Source organism: Chloroflexota bacterium (assembly GCA_009840355.1).
Classification (GTDB): Bacteria; Chloroflexota; Dehalococcoidia; order Lucifugimonadales; family JADFKI01; genus Bin90.
The window spans coordinates 24249-50122 of the sequence record VXNZ01000050.1 but is presented as its reverse complement, the minus strand read 5'-3'; the positions used below and the strand labels follow the sequence as shown (position 1 = coordinate 50122).

The 25874-nt window shown below is 56.7% G+C and carries 29 protein-coding genes and 1 riboswitch; of the genes, 11 read left to right on the top strand and 18 right to left on the bottom strand.

Annotation, left to right across the window (positions count from 1 at the left end; genetic code table 11):
* Nucleotides 1–2: 2 nt before the first annotated feature.
* The 7 genes from F4X57_13305 to F4X57_13275 all read right to left on the bottom strand — a co-directional run bounded on the left by F4X57_13305 (nucleotide 3) and on the right by F4X57_13275 (nucleotide 2795).
* Nucleotides 3–251 carry a type II toxin-antitoxin system HicA family toxin gene (locus tag F4X57_13305; GenBank protein ID MYC08128.1) on the bottom strand — a complete coding sequence of 83 codons (249 nt, stop codon included), beginning with the start codon at nucleotides 249–251 and terminating at the stop codon, nucleotides 3–5.
* Nucleotides 248–514: a type II toxin-antitoxin system HicB family antitoxin gene (locus F4X57_13300; protein MYC08127.1), complete on the bottom strand. Its 267-nt coding sequence runs from the start codon at nucleotides 512–514 to the stop codon at nucleotides 248–250. The genes F4X57_13305 and F4X57_13300 overlap by 4 nt, the downstream gene beginning before the upstream one ends.
* Nucleotides 511–717 (bottom strand): hypothetical protein, encoded by a 207-nt coding sequence (locus F4X57_13295; protein MYC08126.1) that lies wholly within the window; start codon nucleotides 715–717, stop codon nucleotides 511–513. The genes F4X57_13300 and F4X57_13295 overlap by 4 nt, the downstream gene beginning before the upstream one ends.
* A 228-nt stretch (nucleotides 718–945) precedes the next feature.
* Nucleotides 946–1206 (bottom strand): hypothetical protein, encoded by a 261-nt coding sequence (locus F4X57_13290; protein MYC08125.1) that lies wholly within the window; start codon nucleotides 1204–1206, stop codon nucleotides 946–948.
* A gap of 64 nt (nucleotides 1207–1270) precedes the next feature.
* Nucleotides 1271–1813 carry an NADH-quinone oxidoreductase subunit C gene (locus F4X57_13285; GenBank protein MYC08124.1) on the bottom strand — a complete coding sequence of 181 codons (543 nt, stop codon included), beginning with the start codon at nucleotides 1811–1813 and terminating at the stop codon, nucleotides 1271–1273.
* A gap of 59 nt (nucleotides 1814–1872) precedes the next feature.
* Complete coding sequence (locus tag F4X57_13280; protein ID MYC08123.1) at nucleotides 1873–2400, bottom strand: NADH-quinone oxidoreductase subunit B; 528 nt, start codon at nucleotides 2398–2400, stop codon at nucleotides 1873–1875.
* Between the two features lie 101 nt (nucleotides 2401–2501).
* Entirely contained in the window at nucleotides 2502–2795 is a 294-nt protein-coding gene (locus F4X57_13275; protein ID MYC08122.1) for an NADH-quinone oxidoreductase subunit A, read from the bottom strand.
* 761 nt (nucleotides 2796–3556) lie between these two features.
* Nucleotides 3557–3672, top strand: a riboswitch (SAM riboswitch).
* A gap of 112 nt (nucleotides 3673–3784) precedes the next feature.
* Between F4X57_13275 and F4X57_13270 the strand changes: the two genes are divergently transcribed.
* The 6 genes from F4X57_13270 to F4X57_13245 all read left to right on the top strand — a co-directional run bounded on the left by F4X57_13270 (nucleotide 3785) and on the right by F4X57_13245 (nucleotide 10457).
* Nucleotides 3785–4138 (top strand): rhodanese-like domain-containing protein, encoded by a 354-nt coding sequence (locus F4X57_13270; protein ID MYC08121.1) that lies wholly within the window; start codon nucleotides 3785–3787, stop codon nucleotides 4136–4138.
* A 189-nt stretch (nucleotides 4139–4327) separates the two neighbouring features.
* Nucleotides 4328–5299: a sugar kinase gene (locus tag F4X57_13265; protein ID MYC08120.1), complete on the top strand. Its 972-nt coding sequence runs from the start codon at nucleotides 4328–4330 to the stop codon at nucleotides 5297–5299.
* Between the two features lie 117 nt (nucleotides 5300–5416).
* The gene (locus tag F4X57_13260; protein MYC08119.1) at nucleotides 5417–6715 is read left to right on the top strand and encodes an adenosylhomocysteinase; all 1299 of its coding nucleotides are present in this window, start codon (nucleotides 5417–5419) and stop codon (nucleotides 6713–6715) included.
* A complete protein-coding gene (locus F4X57_13255) occupies nucleotides 6712–7215 on the top strand; it encodes a PaaI family thioesterase (GenBank protein MYC08118.1) in 504 nt (167 codons plus the stop codon). Before F4X57_13260 ends, F4X57_13255 begins: the two co-directional genes overlap by 4 nt.
* Before the next feature lie 397 nt (nucleotides 7216–7612).
* Nucleotides 7613–8824 (top strand): methionine adenosyltransferase, encoded by a 1212-nt coding sequence (locus F4X57_13250; GenBank protein MYC08117.1) that lies wholly within the window; start codon nucleotides 7613–7615, stop codon nucleotides 8822–8824.
* A gap of 211 nt (nucleotides 8825–9035) precedes the next feature.
* Nucleotides 9036–10457: a phosphoglucomutase/phosphomannomutase family protein gene (locus F4X57_13245; GenBank protein MYC08116.1), complete on the top strand. Its 1422-nt coding sequence runs from the start codon at nucleotides 9036–9038 to the stop codon at nucleotides 10455–10457.
* A 114-nt stretch (nucleotides 10458–10571) separates the two neighbouring features.
* On the opposite strand, the gene F4X57_13240 is transcribed toward F4X57_13245, so the two are convergent.
* Together F4X57_13240 and F4X57_13235 are read right to left on the bottom strand one after the other, a co-directional pair.
* Nucleotides 10572–10958: a hypothetical protein gene (locus tag F4X57_13240; GenBank protein MYC08115.1), complete on the bottom strand. Its 387-nt coding sequence runs from the start codon at nucleotides 10956–10958 to the stop codon at nucleotides 10572–10574.
* A gap of 106 nt (nucleotides 10959–11064) precedes the next feature.
* Nucleotides 11065–11943, bottom strand: a complete 879-nt coding sequence (locus tag F4X57_13235; protein MYC08114.1) for a ParA family protein — start codon at nucleotides 11941–11943, stop codon at nucleotides 11065–11067.
* A 79-nt stretch (nucleotides 11944–12022) separates the two neighbouring features.
* Between F4X57_13235 and F4X57_13230 the strand changes: the two genes are divergently transcribed.
* The 3 genes from F4X57_13230 (at nucleotide 12023) to F4X57_13220 (ending at nucleotide 16169) form a co-directional block, all read left to right on the top strand.
* Nucleotides 12023–13927 (top strand): ABC-F family ATP-binding cassette domain-containing protein, encoded by a 1905-nt coding sequence (locus F4X57_13230; GenBank protein MYC08113.1) that lies wholly within the window; start codon nucleotides 12023–12025, stop codon nucleotides 13925–13927.
* A gap of 173 nt (nucleotides 13928–14100) precedes the next feature.
* Nucleotides 14101–15012, top strand: a complete 912-nt coding sequence (locus F4X57_13225; protein MYC08112.1) for a DNA methyltransferase — start codon at nucleotides 14101–14103, stop codon at nucleotides 15010–15012.
* Complete coding sequence (locus F4X57_13220) at nucleotides 15009–16169, top strand: DUF91 domain-containing protein (protein ID MYC08111.1); 1161 nt, start codon at nucleotides 15009–15011, stop codon at nucleotides 16167–16169. The genes F4X57_13225 and F4X57_13220 overlap by 4 nt, the downstream gene beginning before the upstream one ends.
* A gap of 16 nt (nucleotides 16170–16185) precedes the next feature.
* Here F4X57_13220 and F4X57_13215 read toward each other — a convergent pair whose 3' ends face one another.
* The 9 genes from F4X57_13215 to F4X57_13175 form a co-directional block, all read right to left on the bottom strand.
* Nucleotides 16186–16386, bottom strand: a complete 201-nt coding sequence (locus tag F4X57_13215) for a DUF2283 domain-containing protein (GenBank protein ID MYC08110.1) — start codon at nucleotides 16384–16386, stop codon at nucleotides 16186–16188.
* 41 nt (nucleotides 16387–16427) lie between these two features.
* The gene (locus tag F4X57_13210) at nucleotides 16428–17030 is read right to left on the bottom strand and encodes a nucleotidyltransferase family protein (GenBank protein ID MYC08109.1); all 603 of its coding nucleotides are present in this window, start codon (nucleotides 17028–17030) and stop codon (nucleotides 16428–16430) included.
* Nucleotides 17031–17033: 3 nt separating this feature from the next.
* Nucleotides 17034–18170, bottom strand: a complete 1137-nt coding sequence (locus F4X57_13205; protein MYC08108.1) for a hypothetical protein — start codon at nucleotides 18168–18170, stop codon at nucleotides 17034–17036.
* 96 nt (nucleotides 18171–18266) lie between these two features.
* Nucleotides 18267–18449: a hypothetical protein gene (locus F4X57_13200; GenBank protein ID MYC08107.1), complete on the bottom strand. Its 183-nt coding sequence runs from the start codon at nucleotides 18447–18449 to the stop codon at nucleotides 18267–18269.
* Nucleotides 18439–18966: an AAA family ATPase gene (locus F4X57_13195; protein ID MYC08106.1), complete on the bottom strand. Its 528-nt coding sequence runs from the start codon at nucleotides 18964–18966 to the stop codon at nucleotides 18439–18441. Before F4X57_13195 ends, F4X57_13200 begins: the two co-directional genes overlap by 11 nt.
* A 41-nt stretch (nucleotides 18967–19007) precedes the next feature.
* Nucleotides 19008–20021, bottom strand: coding sequence for a lactonase family protein (locus F4X57_13190; GenBank protein MYC08105.1), 1014 nt, complete (start codon nucleotides 20019–20021; stop codon nucleotides 19008–19010).
* A gap of 152 nt (nucleotides 20022–20173) precedes the next feature.
* Nucleotides 20174–20815, bottom strand: a complete 642-nt coding sequence (locus F4X57_13185) for a hypothetical protein (protein MYC08104.1) — start codon at nucleotides 20813–20815, stop codon at nucleotides 20174–20176.
* Nucleotides 20816–20833: 18 nt separating this feature from the next.
* Nucleotides 20834–22096: an insulinase family protein gene (locus tag F4X57_13180; GenBank protein MYC08103.1), complete on the bottom strand. Its 1263-nt coding sequence runs from the start codon at nucleotides 22094–22096 to the stop codon at nucleotides 20834–20836.
* 44 nt (nucleotides 22097–22140) lie between these two features.
* Nucleotides 22141–23040 carry an NAD(P)-dependent oxidoreductase gene (locus tag F4X57_13175; protein MYC08102.1) on the bottom strand — a complete coding sequence of 300 codons (900 nt, stop codon included), beginning with the start codon at nucleotides 23038–23040 and terminating at the stop codon, nucleotides 22141–22143.
* Between the two features lie 428 nt (nucleotides 23041–23468).
* On the opposite strand from F4X57_13175, the gene F4X57_13170 reads away from it, so the two are divergent.
* Together F4X57_13170 and F4X57_13165 are read left to right on the top strand one after the other, a co-directional pair.
* Nucleotides 23469–24884, top strand: coding sequence for a redoxin domain-containing protein (locus tag F4X57_13170; GenBank protein MYC08101.1), 1416 nt, complete (start codon nucleotides 23469–23471; stop codon nucleotides 24882–24884).
* Between the two features lie 17 nt (nucleotides 24885–24901).
* A complete protein-coding gene (locus tag F4X57_13165; protein ID MYC08100.1) occupies nucleotides 24902–25840 on the top strand; it encodes a hypothetical protein in 939 nt (312 codons plus the stop codon).
* The last annotated feature ends 34 nt before the right edge of the window (nucleotides 25841–25874 follow it).

The window sequence follows — 25874 nt, the reverse complement described above, 5'->3', positions numbered from 1 at the left end:
TGTTATCTGACCCGTTCCAGCAATTGAAAATATCGCTCCCTGCTCATGCCCGCCGTCCGCATATTAGTGCGAATATGAGTCACGGCAACCATGCGCGGGCTGCTCTTAATGACAACAGGACGGTTTACACCCGGCTTGGTCATTATTATGTGGTCGCCCCTTTGTCGCACAATTCGGAAGCCTTCCAGTTCAAATAACCTCACCAAGGTCAGATATGGTATGGGCGTAAGTCGCCTTGCTGATGAACTCAACCTACAACCGCAATTTTGTCTTCAGTTATGCGTTCTCTCAATTTCCATGTGTCGCCGAACTTTGCGAATCCCGATTCCGTCAGCACATTGTCCAGCGTCCCTAGATATTCGCACCCCTCCAAGAACGCCTCGATTGCTTCTTGCAGCGACACCTTGGCATCTTCGGGCGTATCTCCGAAACTTGATACATCCAGTTCGCGGCAATATCCGACAAAGCAGTCGTCCTCTTGGAATATCTCTGCCTTGTACATTACCTTTGTCATTGGCAACTCTCTCCAATCAAGTGTTCCACAATTTCATCGCGTATCTGCGCTATTGTCGGCTGCGGGCAGTCGATGACGCGCTCGCTCGCGCCGATGTGCTTGTGATGCGGGAAGTGTTCCAATCCTTGGTGATGGCGCGCATTGTCGTAGAATATGGTACTGTCGTCTGCCGCCATGTAGTGGAATGAATATCTGATCAGCAAAGGCATGTTCCTGACTAAACCTACTCTCATTTGCGCGCTCAGGTGGCTGCCTCCATAGAATTTCAAAGTGACGCTCATTATTGCAAGCGACTCTCTCAAATATCTTATGGCGCGATCTTCTATCGAGTAACTTCCCGCAGATGTGAGGACATCGATACAGTGCTCCAAATAATCGTACAGCAGTGGGTCCACGCGCCTGCCTCAGTCAATTATCAGTTCTTGAACATTCTAATGCTCGATTGCCAATTCCTTGGCGCCATGCCTTTCTGCCATGAAGTCGCAGTATGCTTCCCACTTGAAGTAATCCCGAACGGCGCAATCCAACTCGCCTGCGTTCCACTTCGCCGCGAACTCTGCCGAACTCATGGCATACTTCGCCTCGAAGCGCGCAAGCTCGCGCTCGACATCTTCTCTGCTCATGTGAACGACCGTTATCTCATATCCACTAGGCGTCGTTGCCGTGTAACTCTTCTCTTTCTGCTCAACCATCGCGCCTACGCTCCCTCGCTGCTATCCTGAAATACCCTGTTCATCGATGTCGGCTCTATCAATTCTACCACTCATCATAATCATGAAACGGGAAGCTTTTACGCCCCGGAAAGCCCTCGAACCCGTCGTACAGCAGCAGTGGCGACATATCGGGATGGCCGTCGAAGACTACGCCGAACAGGTCGTGAGCCTCGCGTTCGAACCAGTTTGCGCCGCGCCAAATGGACACTATGGTTGGCACGACGGGCTCGTCCGACGGCAAGTTTGTCTTCACCACGAACTTGTGCCGCTTGTCCAGAGAGAACAGATGATAGTTCACCTCCAAACGCTCCACATAGTCCACTACGGACAGGCAGCGCAGGTAGCCGCAGTCTATATCGGGATGCTGTCGCGCGATGCGGCATACGGCTGGCACATCGTCCGGGCGCACCGTGAGCGTAACTTCGTCCACAGCGGCGCCGACTTGCGCATCAAAGTCTGCGAACACATCCTGCAGCACGGCGGACAGCGACTCTCCGCGCGCGTCTAGGGCTACGGGCGCGGTCGGGCTCACTGGTTCGCGGCGCGGTCGGCGTGGGCGTGCAGGGCGATTTGAAGGCGTTGTCATCTCGGCTCACCGTAGGCAATTGACAGGATGGACAGGATGGAGATGATGGTGGATGACGCCTATTCGCGCTGCTTGGCGTCTTGCCGGATTTTCTCCTGCAGCTGCATCAAGCCGAACATCAGCGCCTCCGGTCGCGGTGGGCAGCCGGGCACATACACATCGACGGGTATCAGGTGGTCAACGCCCATCACGACCGAGTACGAGCGGTAGTATGGTCCGCCGTTCGTGGCGCAGCTGCCCATCGCGATGACCCATTTCGGGTCGGGCATCTGCTCGTACAGCAGCTTTATCGGGTCTGCCATCTTCTTGACGACCGTGCCGGCGACAATCATCACATCCGCCTGACGCGGCGATGGCCAGGTAACGATGCCGAAGCGGTCTATGTCGTGGTGCGACATGTGCGCGCTTATCATCTCGATGGCGCAGCAGGCGAGACCGAACGAAAGCGTCCATAGCGAGGACTTGCGTGCGAGCGCGAAGAGTTCGTCCGACTTGGCTACGAGCGCGTTGGGGAGCGCGCGGTGCAGTACGCTGTCGGCGGGCGAATTGCCCCTGCCGGGCTCGTACCCTACGCCCAGCGGCTTCATGTCCGCCATAGGCAATGGGGTCATACCGCCGTGCTGCGCCAGGGGGCCCAGTGATAATTCGTCCTGTTGTGAAATGCCGTCCTGCGGATTCGTCTCCGGCGTTATCGCCAATGCAGCACCCCCTTGCGCCAGCCATAGACCACGCCGAAGAACAGGATGGCGATGAAGATGAGCATCGCGTAGAAGACGGCGGGGATGGTGTCTAGGAAGACGACCGCCCAGGGGAAGAGGAATACCGCTTCCACGTCGAATATCAGGAACAGGATGGCGAACACATAGTAGCGAATCTGAATCTGCGACCAGCGAAAGGGCGCAGGTTCGATGCCGCATTCGTATGGGATGTCCTTGACGGCTGACGGACGCTTGGGCGCGACGATGTAGGATGCGAGGAACATGCCGACGACAGCAGCCGCGCCAACGCCCGCCACGATGAGCGCCGCAGTCCAATTTGCCGCGTATTCTTCAGCCAAAGCGCCCCTCCGAATACCAAGCCCAACAACAAGCCAATGGTAGCACCGCCTTCAGACAAGTGTCAATTTGGCGGCGGGTTGATCCTTGAAATTTCTTGCTTTTGTGTTAGGCTTAGGTTGTCTGCGCCTTTAGTCGAGGAGGCGCTCTATGCTCCATTTTGGTTGGTCGTATGGATATGAAGATGAGGACCTGAATCATGGCGGATTTGTACCCAATAAGCATCAGAAGAAGAGGCATTGGAGAAAAGACAATGAAAACATTAGATATATTAGGAACTGCGTTAAGGCAAAACTTGGAAGGTGTTCTTGTGAGTGGTGCTCATGCATTAGAAAAACGGGCAAGTATCAGACACAAACAGAAGCGGCGCAAGCCGCTATTGATATAAATCACTTCCGTTGTATAAAGTATGCGGAAGTGTATCCATACAAATGCCGATATTGCAGTTATTGGCACATCGGGCACAGCAATAGAGGATTGGACATCGTTGCTTAGCTCATAACTCCGAACTTAGAATCATCCCCCGTTTTCGGCGCAGGCACACGGGGGATTTTCTTTATCCCCAGCCAATACTCCAATTTGCCTTATCCTATCCATCCTGTAAATTGATGTCAGCTCCCGCACATTTCCTTGACACCCACTATACCGCCCTGTACTATTGATTGCGTTAACAATCGAATACAAATATCTCTTATCAAGAGTGGCTGAGGGACCGGCCCTGTGAAGCCCGGCAACCTTTTCGCGTCTTGCGGCGCGTGAATCGGTGCTAATTCCGGAGAGCCTATGACGGCTCGGAGATGAGAGCGGCGCATTACACGAACTTCTCTCATCGGGAGAAGTATTTTTTTGTCTAAAATAACGCCGACATACCACACATAGTCCAAGAAATCACGCAAGAAATCACGGAGGAATATCAATGCCTACCAAGAACCCGGGCGAGCCATATTACCGCATCAGCATCGACGAGGCAGAGGAAATGCAGGCATCCGGCGATTCCGTCGTCGTGGATGTGCGCGCGCTCGACGAATACGCCGATGGCCATGTCAAAGGCGCGCTCTTCATCCATGTGGACACCCTGCTAGGGCGCATAGACGAGCTGCCAGAAGACAAGAACCTGCTGTTCATCTGCGCTATCGGCGTGCGCAGCGGACTCGCCGCCGAGATGGCAGCCGCGATGGGCTTCGACTCCGAGCGCCTGTACAACATCGAAGAGGGCACGCCTGCATGGATCGAAGCCGGCAAGCCTACTAGCTACGGGGCGGACGAATAGGCTGCTGCCTAGTGTAGCTAGAATGTGGCGCTAGACGGGTCGGGCTTACGGTAATCGCTATATCAAGTAATTCAGTTTGCCCCAATCCCAGCCTTTCCCGAAGGGGGAGGGACTATTGTCAAACGCCGACTTCATCTGCTGCTAAATTATTGTCGCTAATCATCACCTATCATCACCAAAGGACGAACAATGACCGTACTCGTCGTCGGCTCGGTCGCCTACGACTCCGTGAAAACGCCGGTTGCCAGCCGTGAGACTTCGCTCGGCGGGTCTGCTATGTACTTCTCCATCGGCATCAGCCGGTTCGCGCCCGTCAGCGTGGTCGCTGTTGTTGGCGATGACTTTCAGGACAAGGATGTCGAAGCGATGCGCTCTCGCGGCGTCGATGTCAGCGGCTTGCGGAGAGTGGCGGGCAGCACATTCCGCTGGGCAGGCGAATACTACGGCGCAGACCTCAACGCGCGCGATACGCTGGACACGCAGCTGAACGTGTTCGCAGATTTCTCGCCCAATCTCAGCGCCGAACAGCGCCAATGCCCGTACCTGTTCCTCGCCAATATCGACCCTGAACTGCAACTCGACGTTCTGCAACAGATGGAACGGCGTCCCCAACTCGTCGCCCTTGATTCCATGAACTTCTGGATAGATTCCAAGCGCGATTCGCTCGACAAGATAGTCAGCAGCGCCGATGTGCTGTTCATGGACGAAGGCGAGGCGCGCGACTACGCGCAGGAAGGCAACCTTGTGCTCGCGGCGCGGCGCATTATGGCGATGGGTCCCGGCGTGGTCGTGGTGAAGCGCGGCGCGCACGGCGTGCTGGTGTTCAATCGCACTGACTTGGGCCGCACTGACATGGGCGATGACGTTTTCTCCGCGCCGGCGTATCCGCTCGACCATGTTGTCGATCCCACCGGCGCGGGCGACACATTCGCTTCCGGCTTCGTAGGTTATATCGCAGCCACCGGCGACACGACGCCCGCAGGTTACCGCCGTGCCACCGTGCTCGGCTCGGTCATGGGCTCGTTCTGCGTGCAAGACTTCAGCTCGGACAGGGTGCGCACGCTCACGATGCAAGACATCGAAGGCCGCTTCCGCGCATTCACGAAACTCACATCGTTCGCGCCACTCGATGACGGCGAACGCATCGTGCCTTCTCGATAGACACGGCACGCTATACCAAAAACGGATAGGGCAGGGCGATAAGCCAGTCAAAATATCGCAATCCATCCCGGCAATACATGCATACGGACAGCTTGTGTATCGATACGAATGTCACGAATGTCGATACAAATCAGGAGGAATGACTTGACCACAGAAACGAACAGCGGGCACATCGCAGACGCTTCGCTTGCATCAGAGGGCATTCGCCGCATTCATTGGGCAGCGCGCGAGATGCCCGTGCTGCGCCAAATACGCGAGCGATTCGCCAACGAGAAGCCACTCGAAGGCTTGCGCATCGCCGCCTGCCTGCATGTTACGACCGAGACCGCCAACCTGCTGCTCGCGCTGAAAGACGGCGGCGCCGAAGCCGCTATCTGCGCCAGCAATCCGCTCAGCACGCAGGACGATGTGGCAGCCGCGCTCGTTCACGAATACGGCATCCCCACATTCGCCATCAAGGGCGAGGACAGCGAGACCTACTACTCGCACATCAACTCCGCGCTCGACACCAAGCCGCACATCACGATGGACGACGGAGCCGACCTCGTGGCGACGCTGCACTCCGAGCGCACCTCGGAACTTGACGGGCTTGTTGGCGGCACGGAAGAGACGACCACCGGCGTCATCCGCCTCCGAAGCCTTGCTGAAGAAGGCAGGCTGCGCTACCCGATAGTCGCGGTCAACGACGCGGACACCAAGCATTTCTTCGACAACCGCTACGGCACTGGGCAAAGCACGCTCGACGGCATCACGCGCGCGACAAACATCCTGTGGGCGGGTAAGACGGTCGTGGTCGCGGGCTATGGCTGGTGCGGACGCGGCGTTGCGCTCCGAGCGCGTGGCATGGGCGCGCAGACAATCGTTACTGAGATTAACCCCATCCACGCACTCGAAGCCGCGATGGACGGTCATCAGGTTATGAGTATGGACGAAGCGGCGAAGGTCGGCGATATATTCATCACGCTCACGGGCGGCATGAAGGCGGTCGGGCGGCGGCACATAGAGGTGATGAAGGACGGCGCGCTGCTCGCCAACAGCGGCCACTTCAATGTGGAAATAGACATCCCGGCGCTCGAAGAAATGGCGGACGCCAAGCGCGAAGCGCGCCCGTTCGTGGAAGAGTACATGATGGGCGATGGCAGGAATCTGTATCTGCTCGGCGAGGGCAGGCTCATCAACCTTGCTGCCGCAGAGGGGCATCCGTCCGCCGTCATGGACATGAGTTTCGCGGATCAGGCGCTGTCCGCCGAGTATCTGGCAAAGTTCGCGCACTCGCTGCAGCCGCAGGTTTACGATGTGCCGCGCGACATCGACGAAGAGGTCGGCAGGCTGAAGCTGCTGTCTATGGGAATCACCATAGACACGCTGACCACCGAACAGGAAGAATATCTCGCTAGCTGGGAGGTAGGGACTTGAGCGCCTCAACAATCGAGCAAAATCCTCATGTTGGCGAGCGAGACACGGAAGACGACGAGCAGCAGGTCCGCGAAGTTTCGCAGGGATACTCGAACTGCTTTGGCTGCGGTGAGGACAACCCCATCGGTCTGCGCCTGAAGTACCGCTTCGAGGGCGATGCGCTCGTAACCGATTTCAGGCCCGGCATCGAACACGAAGGCTGGCCCGGCATCGTCAATGGCGGTATTATCGCCACCCTGCTGTACGAAATCATGGAAAACTACGCATACCACAGCGGCAGCACCACAATGATGCGCGACATGGAGGTGAAGTTCATCCGCCCGGCGCGAATCCGCCGTCGCATCACGGCAATCGCGCGCCTAGATATCCAAGTTCACCGTGAAATGACCGTAACGGCAACCCTAATGCAAGGCAAAACGGTAGCCGAAGGCACCGCGCACCTAACCGAACTCTCCGAAGCGCAAATCGAACGAATAGGCATCAAGCAGCCGGACAAATAGGCCGATTTCGCAAATGCAATTTTTCTTGTCATTTGCGATTTATACCTGTCATTTCGAGCGAAAGCGAGAAATCTAAAGTCGGAAACAGGTTTGCATGCGACGATCCCTGCCTTCGCAGGGACATGCTTCAGATTCCTCACTGCGTTCGGAATGACAAGAAAAGGCGCGGAATTATAAAGACAGCGCGGAATGACAAAAATAGCGCGGAATGACAACATTAAGGATTTGTGAAATCGTCTCAGATAAAGAGCAAGGCTTGAGATGAATCGATGGGGCTAGGCTAGGACTAGGATGGCGGCGAAGAGCGCCGATTATGCCATAATTGCGCCATCCCTAACGGAGCAGCCAGTCCCGCAGCACCCTTACTTTTCAACAACTGTCCCAGGAGAAGAATAAATTGAGCCATACCTTTACCGACTCCCCTTCGTACCTGTTCACTTCCGAATCGGTTACGGAGGGGCACCCTGATAAACTCTGCGACCAAATTTCGGACGCGGTGCTAGACGCGATTATCGCGGACGACCCGAAGGCGCGCGTTGCCTGCGAGGTCTGCACCACCACCGGCTTGGTCGTCGTCATGGGGGAAATCACCACCGAGACCTATGTGGACATTGCCACCATCGTCCGCGACACCATCCGAGACGCCGGATATATCGATTCCACTTACGGCTTCGACTACCAGTCCTGCGGCGTCGCCATATCGGTGCACGAGCAGTCGCCGGACATCCAGCACGGCGTTGACACCGCTATCGAACTGCGCGGCGAGGCGGGCGACTACGACGACCTAGAGGCTGTCGGCGCGGGCGACCAGGGCATGATGGTCGGCTTCGCCTGCAACGAGACGCCCGAATTGATGCCGCTGCCCATTTCCCTGTCACATAAGCTCTGCCAGCGAATGGCGCAGCTGCGCAAGGATGGCACACTGCCGTATCTGCGTCCCGATGGCAAGTCGCAGGTTACGGTCGAGTACGCTTATGGCGTTCCAAAGCGCATCCATACGGTCGTGATGAGCACGCAGCACAGCGAAGATGTGAGCCAGGAGACAATATCGCGCGACCTCATAGAGCATGCTGCCAAGGCAATCATCCCCGCCGAGCTGCTCGACGACGACACACAGTATTGGATTAACCCATCCGGGCGGTTCGTAACCGGCGGTCCCGTCGGCGACACGGGCTTGACAGGACGCAAGATTCTGGTGGACACATACGGCGGTTTCGCGCGGCATGGCGGCGGCGCGTTCTCCGGCAAAGACCCGACGAAGGTTGACCGCTCCGCAGCGTATGCGGCGCGCTATGTCGCCAAGAATGTGGTCGCAGCCGGTCTCGCGGACAGGATGGAAGTCATCGTGTCATACGCCATCGGCAAGCGCGAGCCAACATCCATTTCCATCGAAACATTCGGCAGCGGCAAGATAGCGGATGACAAGATAGAAGCGCTAGTAGCGGCGAACTTCGACCTGACGCCCGGCGGCATCATCCGCGACCTGCAGTTGCGCCGCCCGCTGTATAAGCAGACCTCGACCTATGGGCACTTCGGCCGCGACGACTTGGAGCTGCCCTGGGAGCGCACGGACAAGGCAGACAAACTCCGCAAAGCGGCAGGGCTGTAAATCTTTACATGGATAAGACGATCTCACAAATGCAATTTACCCCTGTCATTTCGAGCGAAGCGAGAAATCTAGCGTTGGAAACAGGTTCGCATACAACGATTTTGGATTCCTCACTGCGTTCGGAATGACAACATTAGGGATTCGTGAAATCATCTTACGGATATACAGGATGGACACGATAGATAGGATAGACTGACAAAGAGCCTTTAGCATGCCTATCAAATTTGGAACGGACGGCTGGCGAGCCATCATCGCTGAGGACTTCACCTTCGACAATGTGCGCTTGTGCGCGCAGGGCGCCGCCGACCTGATGAAGTACCACAGCCTAGCGTATCGCGGCTTCGTCGTGGGTTACGACACGCGCTTTGCGTCCGCCGAATTCGCCGCCGCGGTCGCAGAAGTGACTGCCGGTAATGGCATCCCCACACTGCTATGCGACAGGGCGGCGCCGACTCCTGTCGTCGCGTACAACCTCGTGGCGAAGGACGCCGGCGCCGGCGCGGTCATTACGGCGAGCCACAATCCCGCCGCCTACAACGGTTTCAAGTACAAGCCCGACTACGGCGGCAGCGCATCTCCGGAAATCGTCGCTGAGCTGGAATCGCGCATCGCGGCGGCGGAATCTTCCGGCGGCTCGCAGCGAATGCCCATTCAGCAGGCGCAAGCCAACGGGCTGCTCGAACTGTTCGACCCGCAGCCCGATTATCTCAATCATGTCGCATCGTTCGTTGACCTAGCGGCGATACGCAACGCGGGCTTGGACATCATCGTGGACTCCATGCACGGCGCGGGCGCGGGATACCTCGCTGATTTGCTGTCCGGCGGCTCGACCCGCGTCATTGAGATTCGCGGCGAGCCGAACCCGGCATTCCCCGGAATGGCGCAGCCGGAGCCGCTCGCGCACAACCTCGCGCCACTCATCGACGAGGTGGAAGACAGAACCGCCGACATCGGTCTAGCCACGGACGGCGACGCGGACCGTCTAGGCGTCGTGGACGACGACGGCAACTTCCTCACCACCCTGCAAACTTTCGCGCTGCTGTGCATGCACCAGCTCGACACGCTCGGCAGGCGCGGGCCGCTAGTCCGCTCCATCACCATGACCGGCATGATAGACAAGCTCGGCGCAATCTACGATGTCCCCGTCCACGAAACCCCCGTCGGCTTCAAGTACCTGGGCCCCGTCATGATGGCTCATGACGCCCTCATAGCAGGCGAAGAAAGCGGCGGTTACGCGTTCCAAGGCAATGTGCCGGAGCGCGACGGCATCCTGAGCGGCTTAATGTTGTTGGACCTCATGGTCAAGACCGACATGGGCATCGCCGATCTACTCGGCGAGCTGGAAGACAAAGTAGGCCCCCACCACTACGACCGCCTCGACCTGCACTTCGACGAGAGCCTGCGCGCCACCATAATGGCACGACTGCAAGCCGCCGCGCCATCGACAATAGCGGGCTTGCCGGTAGAGCAAGTGGACACACAAGACGGCTTCCGTTACCTGTTGGAGGGCGGCTACTGGGCGCTAATCCGCTTCTCCGGCACCGAACCATTGCTGCGGATATACGCGGAGGCAGAATCGCCGGATGATGTGGCAATGCTGCTGGAAGAGGCGCGGGGGATGGCGGGGGTGTAGAATAAAGTAATGAAAGAGCGAAAAAACAATCAGAAGGTAAGCAAGACAAACGTGCGTCCTGACACCATGGCACACTTCAAGGCAAGCCTTGAGAAAAACCGACGCCTCGGCGAGTTACTTGGCAAGTCTTGATGCGCGACTCGCCCTGCCATTGCGCCGTATCGCATCCGCGATAGGACCGAGCCGCGACGGTCCTGAGAACAGATCGTAGTCCAGTATGCGCTGAACTTCGTCCGCTTCCATCTCATTCGCCAAGAACTTGAACACCCTCGGTATGGCGCTTGCGCGTGTCTTGGACGCTGGCACATCGATGCCGTAAATGTCACAGAAGTTCCGAATATCGCCGAATGTGGGTAGGAAGTCCTTGCGCTCGAACCGCTCCGCAAGCGCCGTTATCGCATCCTGCTTATCCGGCCGCAACTCCATCTTGTCGGCGTATTCGGCGGCGTTGGGCTTTGACTTCTTTATTCTTGGGCTCCTTGCCGAATAACCGTTTGTCAACTTCCCATTATGGTCATCAGTAACTGCAATCTTCCCTAAAGACTGAAGGACGTTCCCGAGACCATACTCACGGACTATTGGCCGCAATGCACTTTCAAGTTTTGGGTTAGTCATTTTTGTTAATCTCCGCCGGAATCCAACCTGATTCCACCAGTCTTAATAAGAACTCACCTGCGAAAGGCTGAAATGACTTGAGCGCATTTCCAGTATATCTGAAATCTCCCCGCATTATTTTAGGAAATCCACGGGAATGTACAAGTTGATTCCTAAAAATATGCCAAGAGTTTTCAGACGCTTCTTCAGAAATTTCTTTCATAGACCTTTCTTTTTCCGGTCCTACATCGTTTCCACCGTCATAAAAGGAGTTGTTGATTACGATACCGATAACAGCAATCTGATGTCCTGGGTTTGAACTTTTGAAAGCGTTAAGGGAATCATTGAGTAGAGGAAAACCAATGGTAGCAAAGAACTCCGGTTTGACGGGCACAAGTATGTAACCTGATGCATGGTAAGCCGTCTGCGTAAGGATCGATTCGGTAGGAGCACAATCTATAAGAATTAAGTCCTTGCTCTGGAAACTATTAGCGATAAGTCGTGCGAGAACTCTTGGATCAGTTCCGATTGAGCTTATCAAGTTGTCCGAAAAATCGAATCTTGAAGGGATCACATGAAGATTAGATGTAACTTCATGAACAACATTGTCAATGTCCAATGGACTTGAAGAGGGATTAAGCGGTGTGGGAGGTTGGTAACCCTTGAATATCTCAACAATTGAGGGCGATTTATTTTCCAAAAAGCGTTTATAGCCGTATTCTCCCATAAGCGATTGGGACAGGTTAGCTTGTGGGTCTAAATCAATTGCTAGGACGTCCTGCTTAAAGACTAATGCAGAAACCCGTGCCAGCATCGCCGCAACGGTCGTCTTCCCAACACTACCCTTCATGTTTATCACTGAAACGACAATAGGCCCCTGTTCGTCAGCCATATATCCACATACTCCTGCGCTATCGCAATCATTTGCCGTATAATAAGCACATCACACCATCAGCCAAACTCTCCCTACCATGCCCTTCCTCACCGCTACAAACCTAGCCCTGCTCTACGGCGAAATCGAGATTTTCGCCAACCTCGACCTTCAGATCGAAGAACGCGATCGCATCGGCATCGTCGGTCCGAACGGCGCGGGCAAAACTTCGCTCATCCGCATTCTTGCGGGCGAGATTGAGGCGAACGGCGGCAATTACACTTGGCAGCGCGGCGCGCGCATCGGCTATGTGCCGCAGACGCCGGCGCAAGCCGCATCCGGCACCGTCCGCGACGAAGTAATGCAAGCCTTCGCGCGACTGCGCCGCGTCGAAGACGAACTCGCATCGAGCGCGCTGGATATTCAGGTCGCGGACGGCAGCGCACGACGAGACGCGGAGCGCCGCTACGATGCCCTGCTGCGGGAGTTCGAGGCGCTGGGCGGCTACGACTACGAACATCGCATGGAGCGCGTGCTAGACGGCGTGGGGCTGCCCGAAGAGACGCTGGCAACTCTCGCGGCGGATGCAAGCGGCGGCGAGCGCACACGCGCGGCACTCGCAAGAGCGCTGCTGTCCGAGCCGGATTTCCTCATATTAGACGAGCCGACAAATTACCTAGACTTTCGCGGCTTGGACTGGCTCGAAGATTTTCTCGCGAGTTTCACCGGCGGCTTCATGGTCGTCTCGCACGACCGCTACTTTCTCGACAAGGTGGCGGACCGCATCCTGGAACTCGACAATGGCAAGCTGCGATCATATCCCGGCAACTTCTCGAAGTACCGCGAGCTCAAGGAAGAGCAGCGGCGGCGCCAGCTCATAGAATACGAGCGGCAGCAGGAGTACATCGCGCGCGAAGAAGCCTTCATCCGCAGGTACAAGGCAGGCCAGCGAGCGCGTGAGGCGCGTGGGCGCCAAACCCGCCTCGACCGCTTGGAGCGCATCGAAAAGCCGCACACGAACGAAGAGGTGCATCTCGGCAGCCTTAGCGCATTCCGCACCGGGCAAATCGCCATCCGCACCAGCAAGCTGTCGGTCGGATACCAGCAAGACGGGCAGGGTGTGCCGTTGCTGACCGTAGCCGACACGCAGCTGGAACGCGGCTCGCGCACCGCCATCGTGGGCAGCAACGGCATCGGAAAGACCACGCTGCTGCGCACGATACTCGGCGGGACGCCGCCCATCGCGGGCAGCGCGAGCCTCGGATACAATGTGGAGCCGGGCTACTATTCGCAGGGCAGCACCGACCTTCCGCAGCATTCCACCGTCCTGAACGCGCTGATAGACGCCCGCAACCTTCGCATCCCGGAGGCGCGAAACTATCTTGCGCGCTTCCTGTTCCGGGGCGACGACGTGTTCAAGTCCACGTCAGCCCTGAGCGGTGGCGAGCGCAGCCGTCTCGCGCTCGCTCGCCTGCTCATCACCGAGCCGAACCTACTCGTCCTCGACGAGCCGACAACGCACCTCGACATCCCAAGCCGTGAGGCGCTCGAAAGCCTGCTCGACAACTACGGCGGCACGCTGCTGTTCGTGTCGCACGACCGCCGCCTGATTTCGCAGCTCGCGTCCCAGCTCTGGATAGTCGAAGACGGCGAAGCCACGCTGTTCAGGGGCAACTTTGAGGAATGGATACGCCAACGCCAAGACGCCCAGCAGCCAATCCGCAACACTGTGTCACGGCAAGCGCCAATGCCCAAACCGCGCAGCAGAAATGCGGACAGACAGCGGCGCACATCGGCAGCGCAGAAGCGCGCGAAACAGGCAGTCATCAGAGACTACGAGGAGCAGATAAGCAATCTGGAGGCGCAGCTAGTCGATATTAACGCCGCCCTCGAATCAGCCACTGAGCGCCAGAACATCGCCGAAATCACGCGGCTCGGCAAGCAGTACAATGCAACGCAAGCGCGGTTAGAGCAGGCGTGGGAAGACTGGAGCGAGTTGTCGTAGATTCAGGCGGCGCACCCGATTTGTTTTTCACCACTATTGCATTTCCATCCTTGCGCGTACAGATAATAATCAAGAACATAACAATTCTTGAAGTGCAACCTCATTGAACTCATAGGATAGGATGTGTATTCTTGTGCGAAGTAGAAGCAATAGTAAACGATGGAGTTTCCTTCGTGAACGACGAAATTAACAACATGACCCACCCGATGCTTGAGCAGGCATCAAGCATTAGGCGCAATGATGAACCTAAGAAAAGTTCTTCGGGAAGAACGGCGTCAAGTGGAATAAGTGATTTGCCTTTGTCGGAGTGGAGAGAATTTGAGGAGATTCTCACGGATAGTTTGTGGCTGATTGGAGACAGAGACAGGTCAGGCGTTCACAATGCCGGGTATCACGGTAACTTTGTTCCGCAGATTCCGTATCAATTGATGCGACGCTACACTCGCCCAGGTGATATTGTCATTGATCCGTTCTTAGGCAGCGGCACAACAATGCTTGAGGCACAGAGATTGGGGAGGAATTGCATTGGTGTGGAGTTGCTGCCCGAAATGGCAGAACATTCCGAACGATATGTACAACTTCAAGGCATAAACGAAGAAGTGCATACAGAAATAATCGTTGGCGACAGCAGTTGCGTAGATGTACAAAATAGCGTACTTGTATCTCTAGAAAGCATGGGCAGAACGCAAGCGCAATTGGTAATCATGCATCCACCCTACCACGACATAATACCCTTCAGCGATGACCAAAGGGACCTGTCCAATGCCCCAACGGTGAATGACTTTGTCACCAAATTTGGCGATATCGTCGAAGGGTTTAGCGAAATGCTTGAACCCAAGCATTATCTAGCAATCGTTATTGGGGATAAGTATGTCAACAGCGAACTCATTCCCTTGGGATTTCACTTAATGAGTGAAACGCTCATGCGCGGGAACAACCTGTCATTGAAGAGCATCATCGTGAAGAACATGGTAAACAACCGCGCGAAACGCAACTTGGAAAACCTATGGCGCTACCGCGCTTTGGCGGGCGGATTCTACGTCTTCCGACATGAATACATTCTGCTCTTCAAGAAGGTGAAATAATGACGGCGCATGTTTTCGTCGTTGACACCAAGACTTTCCCTGTACACTTGAGATACAAATTCGCAGGCACGGGAGCGCGGGAGCATCAAATTGATTTCAACAACTCAGTAAATTCGTCCTTGCATCACACGCCAGAAAACATGCTGGCGGGCATGATGGCAGATATTGGTCGGATTCGCCGAGGCGATAGCATTATATTCTATTTGCAACAGAGAGCGCCAAGAATACCAGAAGGCAAGTTTTACGGGATTTTCCGCGCCGCTGAAGACTACTCTTTTATTGACAACAATGATGGCAGTCAGTTCTTAAAGAATTCTCTTGGTAAGTCCCTTACCTTCCGCACTATATTTGAGCCTGACAGAGTTTATCCGGAAGGCGTGACCGAATGGGAAGCTCTTGATGAAATCAAAGGAATATCCAAGCCAAACCAAATGATATGGAGTCTGATCTACCGGAAACTCAAGGGTAATCGTGGCTGCACAATGATCACTGAGTATGAGCAAGATAGGCTGTATGACCTACTGGACAGGAAGAACGAAGGATTTGTCTTGGACTGTGATGATCAATCTCTTGACTTCGATATAAACACTCAACGGATATTCTGTAGCGATCTCATTCCTACAGAATATTCCGGGCGAAAAGAATCGATCAATCTGTTCCCGAGACTAGCGTTAAAGTATCTTGACGGAAGGTCGTTTGAAGCCCACCTACAAGCGGAAATCGTAGGTGGGCTTGGGAGAGATTCTGATGCTCTCAGCAAGATGCTGATTGGCGAATCTACAATTGAATGGCTGGGGAATGAGGTGTCTTGTGGAGTCGGAATGCAGAAGATTGATGTGATGTTTGCGTTCATCAGAGACGGGATTAGGTATGTATCGCCCGTCGAGCTAAAGAGCGTGCGGATTCAGCCAGCACATGTTAGGCAAGTTCAGAGGTACGTTGATTGGGTTCAACAATATTACATTCCTAATCTTCCAAGTATCATATCCCCAACGCTCATTACCCTGAATTCGCAGAGTCCACTTTCATACGCTGTACGACAAGAAATTCAAAGATTCAACGACCACAATTCAGGCAGCACTTGCGAAAGGCTGCGGCTCGTTGAATTTGAAGTGAACAGTTCTGCTGGACTCACTTTTTCTATTAACAACTATTAGCACAGAGCGCACGCGCTCACACCGTCTCGAATTCCAAAGCGGACAGGTTCAGTTCGGAGGAACGCCGCGAAAGATACAGCATCTCCACGCCCACTACTTCGTCGAATTCGTTGTAGTCGAGCACAATGCCCGGCGCGACTTCTTCGGATTCGACTATCTTGGAATCGTCAAGGCGTAGATGCAAGGCGTCGGCTTCCTTATCAACATGGAGTTTCATAGTTCTCCCTTCCCTTATCCTCCCCATCTTGTACATCCCTGTTAGACTCCGCCCCCGTACCGCCGCAACGCAGCCTCATACGCTTCCGGCGTGTTCAGGTCCAGGCGAATCATTGGGTCGTCGAGGGCGTATTCTTGCACGCTGTTGCGGTGTGCTTGGAATACTTCGCGGATGCCTTGTCGCTCTTCGGTGATGCGCGAGAGTTCGCCTCGCAATGACGCCGCGAATATCAGGGGATGGCCGCCGTGGCCTTCGTAGCGCGGCGAGGTTATCAACGCGTCGCCGGCTATGTGCGCCCGCACTACGGCAGACACGATGGACGCAGTGCGCGGCTGGTCAACGGCGAGCAGCATTATGGCGTCGGCGTCCGCGCTGATGGCGCTCAAGCCCGACTTGATGGATGTCGTCTTGCCTTGAAGATAATCCGGGTTCGGCACGCAGCGCGCGCCGGTGTGTGCAACCTGCGCTGCAACGGCGTCCGCCTCATGCCCCACTACGACCACAACTTCTGCTGCGCCGCCATCGAACAGCGCGCTAATCTGGTGCTCTACGAGAGTCGTGCCGCGCCAAGCCAGCAGCGGCTTGGGACGCCCCATCCGCCGTGATTCGCCGGCTGCTGTCAGGATGGCAGAAACGCCGGGCATTGCCTAGTCTGCCACCGCCACTGCCGCGCCGTGCTTCTCCTCGATGCGGGTCATCAGGCGCTCTTCAAGCTTCATAACGCTGCCAGTGCCGCCCAAGCGGAACATCAGCACTTCGGACATTATGCTGACGGCAATCTCTTCGGGCGTGCGCGCGCCAATGTCCAGTCCGATGGGCGCGCGAAGCTCGCGGATGCGTTCCTGCGATATGCCCATCTGCATCAGGTCTTCGTAGATGAGGATTATCTTGCGCTTGCTGCCGAGCAGACCGACATACTTCGCCGGAGTCCGCGCGGCTGCGGCGAGCGCCACATTGTCGTAGCGGTGTCCGCGCGTGGCGACTATGATGAAGGTGTTCGGGTTGATGGGTAGTTCGCTCAGCGCGTCTTCAGGATTTTTGGCGATGATGATGTCAGCTTCCGGGAATCGATCGGCGTTGGCGAACTCTTCGCGGTCGTCTGTCACGAACACACGGAAGCCCAGCGTCTTGGCAAGAGGCGCGATGGACTTGGAAACATGCCCGCCGCCGCACAGCACTAGCTGCGGTGGCGTGGTATATGCCTCGATGAAGTATTCGGCGCCGCTTCCGGTTACGACATACTTGTTCTTGCCGTGCGTCATCAGCTCGAATGCCTCGTCTTTAGCGCCTTCGTCTAAATCAGGGCTGCCCAGTGAGCCGACCGTGCTGCCGTCCTGCCGGATGAACATCTTCGCGCCGATGCTTGCCGCAGAGCCGCTGCCGCCGCGAACCAGGCTCGCCAGCGCGACCGCGTCGCCGCCCTTGTACGCGTCGTCGATCTCCTTGGCGAAGTCCAGATATTCGCCCGGCTCGTACACCGGGTCGATGAGGAAGAACATCGTGCCGCCGCAGATAAGGCCGTCTTCCGCGGCGAGGTCTTCATTGAGTTCGTATTCGCGGTACTCCGCGCCGCCGCCGCTATTTAGCAGCTCGCTAGCCGCGAACCAGATGTCGCCTTCGACGCACCCGCCGCCCAGCGTGCCCACGCCGCTGCCGTCGTTCCGCACCAGAAGCTTAGACCCGGGCTTCTGCGGAGTCGAACCCTTAGTGCCGATGACCGTAGCCACGACCACGGGTGTATCGGACTCAAGCTGCTTGACCGCTTCATTGAAAACTACCTGCATTGTCCACCCGCCTTTATGGGCTTCTCGCGTTCAATCGAGTTGCATGCATCCCCTGCACACTTACAGATTATCAAAACGGCGGCGATTCTGTCTATTCTACACCTCGGTGTCATAGACTATCTTGCCGTCCCGCCATGTCGGCACGGAGCCGGTCGTCTCGATCGCGCGCTTGCGGGCTTTGATGGCTGCACGGCGCATCGCGGCATCCATACCCTTGATGTACGCGACTCTTTCCTCTTCAGTAGGCTTCCATCTCCCGTTACTCTGCTTATCCATCATTTATCCCTTCTGCGACTAACTTTGGAAACTCTTCGGTCGCGTCATAAAGCATCCAGTCATTCACAATATCTTGATATATCTGCTGAAAGTTGCGCCATCCGGCATTGAAGCGGCGTCGCACCACTTCTTCATCCACGTTATGCCCGCCTTCACGCACTCGATTCCGAACACGCGTCACCGCCATATCCGCCGAGGGCAGACGGAGGAAGCATAGCCGCACCCAATATCCTTGCGCTTGCCAGCTTGGAATCATCCTAGCATAACTGCGCCCGCTCAGCGTCGTCTCGAAGGCGAAACTTTCGCCCTTGCGAACATAGTCGTCTATCAAGCGAAGCATCAGCCTGCCCGCCGCGACCGCTGAACGCTCAGGCTCGAAGGGATTCAGCCCCGCAGCAATCATATCGGCATTGACGAAAGTTCGGCAACCCGCTTCGTTCAGCAAGAATTCCGTCGCAAAGGTTGTCTTGCCCGCGCCGTTTGGTCCGGCAATTATCAGAATGAGCTTCTGTGAAGTCAGGCTTGTCAATTCAGACATCCCCTCCAATTCTGTCCGTCTTGTCAGTCCCCAATAAGCAGCACCCACATTGGACCCTCGCCCACATCGTAAGTGGCAATGCGCGCCAATGTGCCATCATCTTCGATGCGGTAGGCGGCTAGTTTGCCTGTGTCCAGACCTGCTGCGTAGAGGTATTGCCCGGTTGGGTCGATGCTGAAGGCGCGCGGCACTGCTTCGCTTGCCGCATGGCCGATTGGTGTTAGTGCGCCGCTGTGCGCGTCCACGCTGAAGCAGGCGATGCTGTTGTGCCCGCGATTCGGCGCGTATAGGAACTCGCCCGATGGCGCAATCTGAATCTGCGAGCAGCTGTTTTGCCCGTCGTATCCGTCCGGAAGCGTGGATGTAGTCTGGAACGCGCTCAGCGTGCCGGCGTCCGCATCGAAGTTGTACGCCGTAACGCTGCATCCCTGCTCGTCCGAGAAGTACAGGATGTCCTTGTGTGGGTGAAAGCAGAAGTGGCGCGGACCTAGTTCAGCGTCCGGCGCAACTCTAGCGGGCGTGTTGGGCGTGATATGCCCCGTCTCCGCGTCGAACCTGAACTGAAATATCGCGTTCGGACCGTTGCCTCCGGAGATGTGCGGCACGAAGGCGAAGCGGTTCGCCGGGTCGGTCTGCATGGAGTGCGCGCCCTTGTCCGTAGCGAGCCATTCGGCGGGCGGTGAAACAGCCGCGCCATCGTCGCCGATTGCATGCACCGCGCATCGACCGCCTTCGTAGTACGCGGACAGCAGAAATCGCCCGGCGCGGTCGGTCGAAAGGTAGCATGGGTCGTTGTCCACCGCGGCATCGCCGATGTGCGCCAGCGCGCCGCCGTCGCCAATGGCGAATGTCGAAATCGCGATCGCGTCGCGGCAGCCGACATACAGCCTATCGCCCGTCGGATTCACCGCGAGCGGTGCAGGCCGCGCCGCCGTCGCCGTATCCCCGATGTGCGTCAGCGCGCCCGTCGCTGTGTCCACTTCGTAACGGGCTATTCTGTCTTCCTCAGCCAGCGTGATGTACATCTGCATGGTCATTACTCACATCCTGTCCAGCATTTGAATTCGTCATTCCATACACTAGTTTCGTCATTCAGGCGTAGGCAGGAATCCAGCGCAAGCATTCACCCTGACAATCTCTGTGCACAAATGTCGCCATTAAGGATTTCCTTTAGGAAGATTGGCTCAGGTTACGCCGGTCGCGCCGGCAACGCTGCGACTAGTTCTACATTGTCAGGAAGTGTCAGTCCTGCCTTCTTTAATTCAATCTCAAGTTCCTCTATCTTTGCTTCTGTAAGGTAAAGTTGCACCATGTTATTGGGAATGTCCAGCCCTGAACCAAAGTTAAAGCCGAGTCCCTTCACCATTTCCTCGGCTTCCTCCCTTGCCTTCTTGAGTTCCACAAGCGACTTATCTACTTGACATACCTTAACGGTTGCAGCCACCGACGTGCGTTCAAGATACGGACGAATCGTCTTCTCTCCATCTTTTGTGAATGCCACTACAACCCTGTAATCCGGCTCGTTTTGTATCCAGAGACCGCCGAATGTAGCGCTCTCGCCTGATTCCAATTCAGAACCGAGGTTGCCGATTTCGTTCTGTCCGGATAGCCTTCTTATCGCTTCGTTCAGACTGACGCCGTAGTCTTCTGCGTAACTGCGTGCATCCTCCACGAGCGCAGGACTGACATCCGGAAGTGATTCCGGGGGCTGCTGTGGAGCAATTTCAGTGCATGTTGCCTGAACTTCCTGACACGCCGCCATGGACATTGCCAACAGTAAGACCAATGCAAGTGGCAAGGATTGAATGATTATCCTATCTATCGCGCGCATCGATGTCAGTTCCCTCTGTCACAACCGCAGCATCCGCTCTATCCGCCGATGCCCGCGGCATGGTCCCACTACAGCGATGTTCAGGCGCTCGGTGAGCAGCACTTCGTTGGCGAGTTGCAGGATTTCATCGGTCGTGACTGCGTTCACTTGCTCAATGACATCGTCCACATCGGCGATTTTGCCGAGCAGCATCTCGGACTGTCCCATCCAGATTGCCACCGCGCGCGTGTCTTCCATCCGCAGCATCAGCCTGCCCGCGCTCAGGCGCTTCACCTTTTCCAGTTCGTCTTCCGGGACGCCTTCTCGCAGTATGCTTACCTGCTCAAGTATAGTCTGCACCGCGTCGTACACGCGCTTAGGGTCAACGCCCGCGGATACGATGAGCGCGCCCGTGTCCGAGAAATGGCTGACATCGCTGTGCACATCGTAGGCGAGCCCGCGCTTCTCGCGCACTTCTACGAACAGACGGCTGCTCATGCCTTCGCCAAGCGCTACGCTCATCAGATCAAGCGCGTACCGCTGCGGATGCGTCAGGGACACGCCCGGCAGCGCGACGGACAGGTGCGCCTGCTCCGTCCTGCGATACTCCACATGCGACTGCGGTTCGTACTGCACACCGTTGAACGAAGTCCATTCGTCGCGCGTACCCGGCTGCCATCCTGCGCTCAGCCTGTCCACCTGCGCCACCACATCGTCGTGCGACACATTCCCCGCGACGCTGACCACGATGTTGTCCGGCGAGTAGTACGCGGACACATAATCGAGCATCATCTCGCGTGTTATGCCGCCAACGCTTTCACGCGTGCCTCCGATGTCGCGTCCGAGCGGATGCCCGGGATACAGCATCTCGTCTATAAGCGCCTCGACCTTGTAACTGGGATAATCGTTGATCATCGCCAATTCTTCGAAGATGACCTGCCGTTCCTTCTCGATAGAGTCCGGCTCATACAGCGAGTTGCGGAGCATGTCGAACAGCAGCGCGAGGCTGTCCTCGAAGTACGGCTGCGCCACTTTGCACCAATATACTGTCACTTCGTGCTCGGTCGCCGCGTTAATGATGCCGCCCACACTCTCAATAGCCTCGCTGATTTGCTGCGGCTCGGGACGCATCTGCGTGCCCTTGAACAGCATATGCTCGAGGAAGTGCGAAAGCCCCGCCTGTTCGTCCGCTTCATAGCGTGAGCCTACGCCCACGAACACACACATACTCACCGAGCGTGTGTGCGGCATCTCGCCCGTAACCACGCGCATCCCATTGTCCAACTTACTCTTCTGGAACATGCCTATCCTTACTATCCCGTTAATCCCGTACAGCCCTGTAAGAATTAACCTTCACTGCCAGCCGTGCGAATCTCCACGCCGGCACGCTCTTCTTGCACCTTTGCCACAGCCCCGGATGACTCCCTGCCCCAGCCCTTGTTCTGCCCCGCAATGTACCGCTGTTGCACTACGTTTGCTAGCTCCATCGGCACGCGAAGACTCCGCCCCATTTCCGTCGCCAGCCCGACGTCCTTCGCCGCAAGGTCAAGCTGGAATCCGGGTTCGAAGTTTCCTACGAACAGATCGTACGGCAGCCTCTGCATACTCTGCGTATTCCCGGAACTGCCCTTCACCGCGTCGAACAGCGTCTGCGGGTCCACTCCCGCTTTAACGCCCAGGCTGAAGGCCTCCGACAGCAGCACGTGCACGCTCAGGCCAATAAGATTGTTCACGATCTTGCATATCGCGCCAGAGCCGAGATCGCCGCAGCGCATCACCTTGTCGCCAATCCTGTCCAGCACAGGCTTGCAGCGCATGTATGCGTCCTCGGCACCGCCGACCATTACGCAAAGCGTGCCATTTTCCGCGCCGCCCACGCCGCCGCTGACTGGCGCGTCCAGCACTGTAACGCCGTTGCTCTCGCCCGCCGCGCTGATGCGATAGATGGTGTCCGGATCGGTCGTGCTCAGGTCGAAGAACACCGTCCCCGCGCCTGCGCCGCTCAGGATACCGCCTTCGCCCAGGGCGACCTCTTCCACATCCTGCGGACGAGGCAGGGAAGTAAACACGACATCGCTCGCGGCTGCGACTGCCGCCGGGCTGTCCGCCCAGGTCGCGCCCATCGAAAGCAGCTCTTCCGCCGCCTCCCTGCGAATGTCGAACACCGTCATTTCGTAGCCGCCCAGCGCGATATTCCGCGCCATGTGCCGTCCCATATACCCAACGCCGATAAATCCAACTTTCATGTCAGTACCCTCATATACAATAATGGTAACAGTAGAGTTGTGAAGAATGATAACACGCCCGCCGCCTGCGGTCGCAAGCGAGTATATCCCTTCCTCTCATCGGGAATTCATCGTTGATAAATGTCGGTAGAGTGTCTTCTCCTCTGTGGGAAGGCTAGGATGAGGGCAAAGCACAATGTACTTCAAAGGCTCCTTCACGGCAATCAACCATCATCGCAGCACATCATTATCCATAAGACAGACTTCCATAAGATAGTAGAAAATCGTCTCAAATTCGCGAATGCCCTGCACAAAAACCCTTCCAAGCGCGAAAGCATCTAAACATACGAGTACTCAAACAACATTACCTATAACTATCAATACCTATAACTATCAATTGCTGCTATCGTTTAGACGCAGCCTGAACATACTGCCTGACAGGAGCGACAATGATGAAGAGTATCCGCAAGAGCGCCGGAAATAGCGCCCGCATCGGATTGACGAAAATTGGCATGACGGTAAGCGCTCTGCTGCTCATAGCGGCGCTTGTGCTCGCAGCATGCTCTGCGCCGGAACCGCAGACAGCGACCGAAGCGCCCGACGCGACTACTGTGCAGGCGCAGCAAAGCACGACATCGCAGCAGACGACCGCGCCGGCCGCAGCCGCGCCAACCGCCACACTGCCTCCCGCGAACACGCCAAGACCCGCAGCAACGGCGACGCCCGTTCCATCCAAGCCCGTCGCCACCGCCGAGCCGCAAGTATCCGCGCACGCCAGCATCGTCACGCCTGCTACCGGCAACGAAAAGACAGTGCCGGAGATTCGCGGGATCGAAAGCTGGATTAACTCCGATCCGTTCACATTCGAGGAGCAGCGCGGCAAGGTTGTGCTGGTGGACTTCTGGACATACACCTGCGTCAACTGCATCCGCACGCTGCCGTTCCTCAAGGCGTGGCACGAGAAATACGCGGACAAGGGTCTGGTCATCGTCGGCATCCACACACCGGAGTTCGAGTTCGAGAAAGACCGCGAGAATGTGGTTGAGGCTACCGAGGGATTCGGGCTGGAATGGCCTATCGCGCAGGATAACGACTTCAAGACATGGCGCGCGTTCAACAACCGCTACTGGCCCGCGAAGTATCTGGTGGACAAGGACGGATTGATTCGCTACACGCACTTCGGGGAAGGCGCATACGACGAGACCGAACTCTGGATTCGCGGCTTGCTAGAAGAGGCGGGCGCCGACCTCAGCGATGTGTCCGCTGGTACGCTGCCAGAGCCGCGACACGCCGTCAGCCTGCGCTCGATGACCCGCGAGACCGGTCTGACGCGCGAGATTTACGCCGGCTTCGAGCGCAACTACAACGCGCTCCTCGGCTCGACGCCGTATGTGCTGCACCAAGAGTATTATCAAGACGAAGACGTCGAGATTTTCTACACCGACCCCGGCGATTACCGCAACCACTTCCTGTATCTGCAAGGGCTTTGGCGCAACGAGTCGGAGAGATTGGTCCATGCGCGGGAGACTGAGAATTACGAAGACTACCTCGCGCTGAAGTTCAACGCGACCAGCGTCAACGCGGTGATGTCGCCCATCAGCGGCGGCGAATATCAGGTGCGGGTAACGCTGGACGACCAGCCCATCAGCCCTGAAGCGGCGGGCACCGATGTGATGTTCGACGCCGCCGGCAACGGCTACATCGTTGTAGATTCGGCGCGGATGTATCACATCGTCAACCTGCCCGAATACGCGAGCCACGAACTCAAGCTAAGCTCCAACTCGCCCGAATTCTCCCTGTTCGCCTACACTTTCGGTGCGTATGACGGCGGCGAACCCGCGCCAACCGGATACGACGCGAACTGACAGGATGGATAGATAAGATGATACTCAATAGATTTTGCGCCAGTGTGACGATAGCCGCCCTGCTGATGCTCCTAGCCCTAGCCTGCCAGCAGATAACGGAATCCTCTGCAACCGACAGCGGCGAAGACGCGCATTTTGAAGAGGTCGAGCTGATTAAGGGTCCAGTATCGGCAGACGGCTTGCAGGCGATATTCGCCACGCCCGACTTGGGAACAGGCGAGCAGCGCGTGGCGGTCGTGCTCACTTCCGAAGAAGGGCTTGTGCGCTCGCCAATCGCAACGCTGACATCGTACTATTACGCAGACGGCGCGACAGAAGGCGAGATGCGAGACAGCGCGGTGGCTTTGTTCCGACCGTTCCCGTTGGGCACACGCGGACTGTATGCAGCGCCGATGCAGTTCGATGTCGCGGGTGACTGGGGCTTGGACATCGCCGTGCTCGACGAGAACGCGAACACGCTTCGCGCCGAGCTGCGATTCGAGGTCGCCGAGCAGACCCATGCGCCGGCAAACGGCACGCTCGCAAAGGCAAGCGACAGCAAGACTCTAGCCACACACGACATCGCCGATCTGACTACCGGCACACTGCAAGACACAGACCTCTATCAGATAAGCATCGCCGATGCCGTAGAATCCGGCATGCCCACCGTCATTGTGATGGCGAGTCCTGCGTTCTGCACTAACGCCGTCTGTGGCCCGCAAGTCGATGTGCTGAGCGAGCTGAAGGACAAGTACGCTGACAAGGCGCACTTCATCCATGTGGATTTCTTCGACAACCCTACCGAAATCCAGGGCGATCTAACGCGCGCCCGCGTATCCCCAACGGTGCTCGAATGGAACCTGCCCAGCACGGAATGGTCGTTCGTGATCAACAGCGAAGGCATAGTCCACCAGCGCTTCGAAGGCTTCGCCCCTATCGAAGAGCTAGAAGACGCCTTGCTAGAAGTGTTGGGGTAGCGAATTAATGTAGCCCGCTGTTTGCTATACTATT

Excerpts from the sequence above, each read along its gene's own strand:
- F4X57_13290 (MYC08125.1), bottom strand. The coding sequence starts at position 1,206 with ATGGTTGAGCAGAAAGAGAAGAGTTACACGGCAACGACGCCTAGTGGA.
- F4X57_13245 (MYC08116.1), top strand. The coding sequence starts at position 9,036 with ATGCCTATCAAATTTGGAACGGACGGCTGGCGAGCCATCATCGCTGAG.
- F4X57_13205 (MYC08108.1), bottom strand. The coding sequence starts at position 18,170 with ATGCAGGTAGTTTTCAATGAAGCGGTCAAGCAGCTTGAGTCCGATACA.
- F4X57_13235 (MYC08114.1), bottom strand. The coding sequence starts at position 11,943 with ATGGCTGACGAACAGGGGCCTATTGTCGTTTCAGTGATAAACATGAAG.
- F4X57_13175 (MYC08102.1), bottom strand. The coding sequence starts at position 23,040 with ATGAAAGTTGGATTTATCGGCGTTGGGTATATGGGACGGCACATGGCG.
- F4X57_13170 (MYC08101.1), top strand. The coding sequence starts at position 23,469 with ATGATGAAGAGTATCCGCAAGAGCGCCGGAAATAGCGCCCGCATCGGA.
- F4X57_13215 (MYC08110.1), bottom strand. The coding sequence starts at position 16,386 with ATGAAACTCCATGTTGATAAGGAAGCCGACGCCTTGCATCTACGCCTT.
- F4X57_13210 (MYC08109.1), bottom strand. The coding sequence starts at position 17,030 with ATGCCCGGCGTTTCTGCCATCCTGACAGCAGCCGGCGAATCACGGCGG.
- F4X57_13180 (MYC08103.1), bottom strand. The coding sequence starts at position 22,096 with ATGTTCCAGAAGAGTAAGTTGGACAATGGGATGCGCGTGGTTACGGGC.
- F4X57_13285 (MYC08124.1), bottom strand. The coding sequence starts at position 1,813 with ATGACAACGCCTTCAAATCGCCCTGCACGCCCACGCCGACCGCGCCGC.
- F4X57_13275 (MYC08122.1), bottom strand. The coding sequence starts at position 2,795 with ATGTTCCTCGCATCCTACATCGTCGCGCCCAAGCGTCCGTCAGCCGTC.
- F4X57_13280 (MYC08123.1), bottom strand. The coding sequence starts at position 2,400 with ATGAAGCCGCTGGGCGTAGGGTACGAGCCCGGCAGGGGCAATTCGCCC.
- F4X57_13230 (MYC08113.1), top strand. The coding sequence starts at position 12,023 with ATGCCCTTCCTCACCGCTACAAACCTAGCCCTGCTCTACGGCGAAATC.
- F4X57_13260 (MYC08119.1), top strand. The coding sequence starts at position 5,417 with ATGTCGATACAAATCAGGAGGAATGACTTGACCACAGAAACGAACAGC.
- F4X57_13265 (MYC08120.1), top strand. The coding sequence starts at position 4,328 with ATGACCGTACTCGTCGTCGGCTCGGTCGCCTACGACTCCGTGAAAACG.
- F4X57_13270 (MYC08121.1), top strand. The coding sequence starts at position 3,785 with ATGCCTACCAAGAACCCGGGCGAGCCATATTACCGCATCAGCATCGAC.
- F4X57_13185 (MYC08104.1), bottom strand. The coding sequence starts at position 20,815 with ATGCGCGCGATAGATAGGATAATCATTCAATCCTTGCCACTTGCATTG.
- F4X57_13190 (MYC08105.1), bottom strand. The coding sequence starts at position 20,021 with ATGACCATGCAGATGTACATCACGCTGGCTGAGGAAGACAGAATAGCC.
- F4X57_13165 (MYC08100.1), top strand. The coding sequence starts at position 24,902 with ATGATACTCAATAGATTTTGCGCCAGTGTGACGATAGCCGCCCTGCTG.
- F4X57_13200 (MYC08107.1), bottom strand. The coding sequence starts at position 18,449 with ATGATGGATAAGCAGAGTAACGGGAGATGGAAGCCTACTGAAGAGGAA.
- F4X57_13300 (MYC08127.1), bottom strand. The coding sequence starts at position 514 with ATGACAAAGGTAATGTACAAGGCAGAGATATTCCAAGAGGACGACTGC.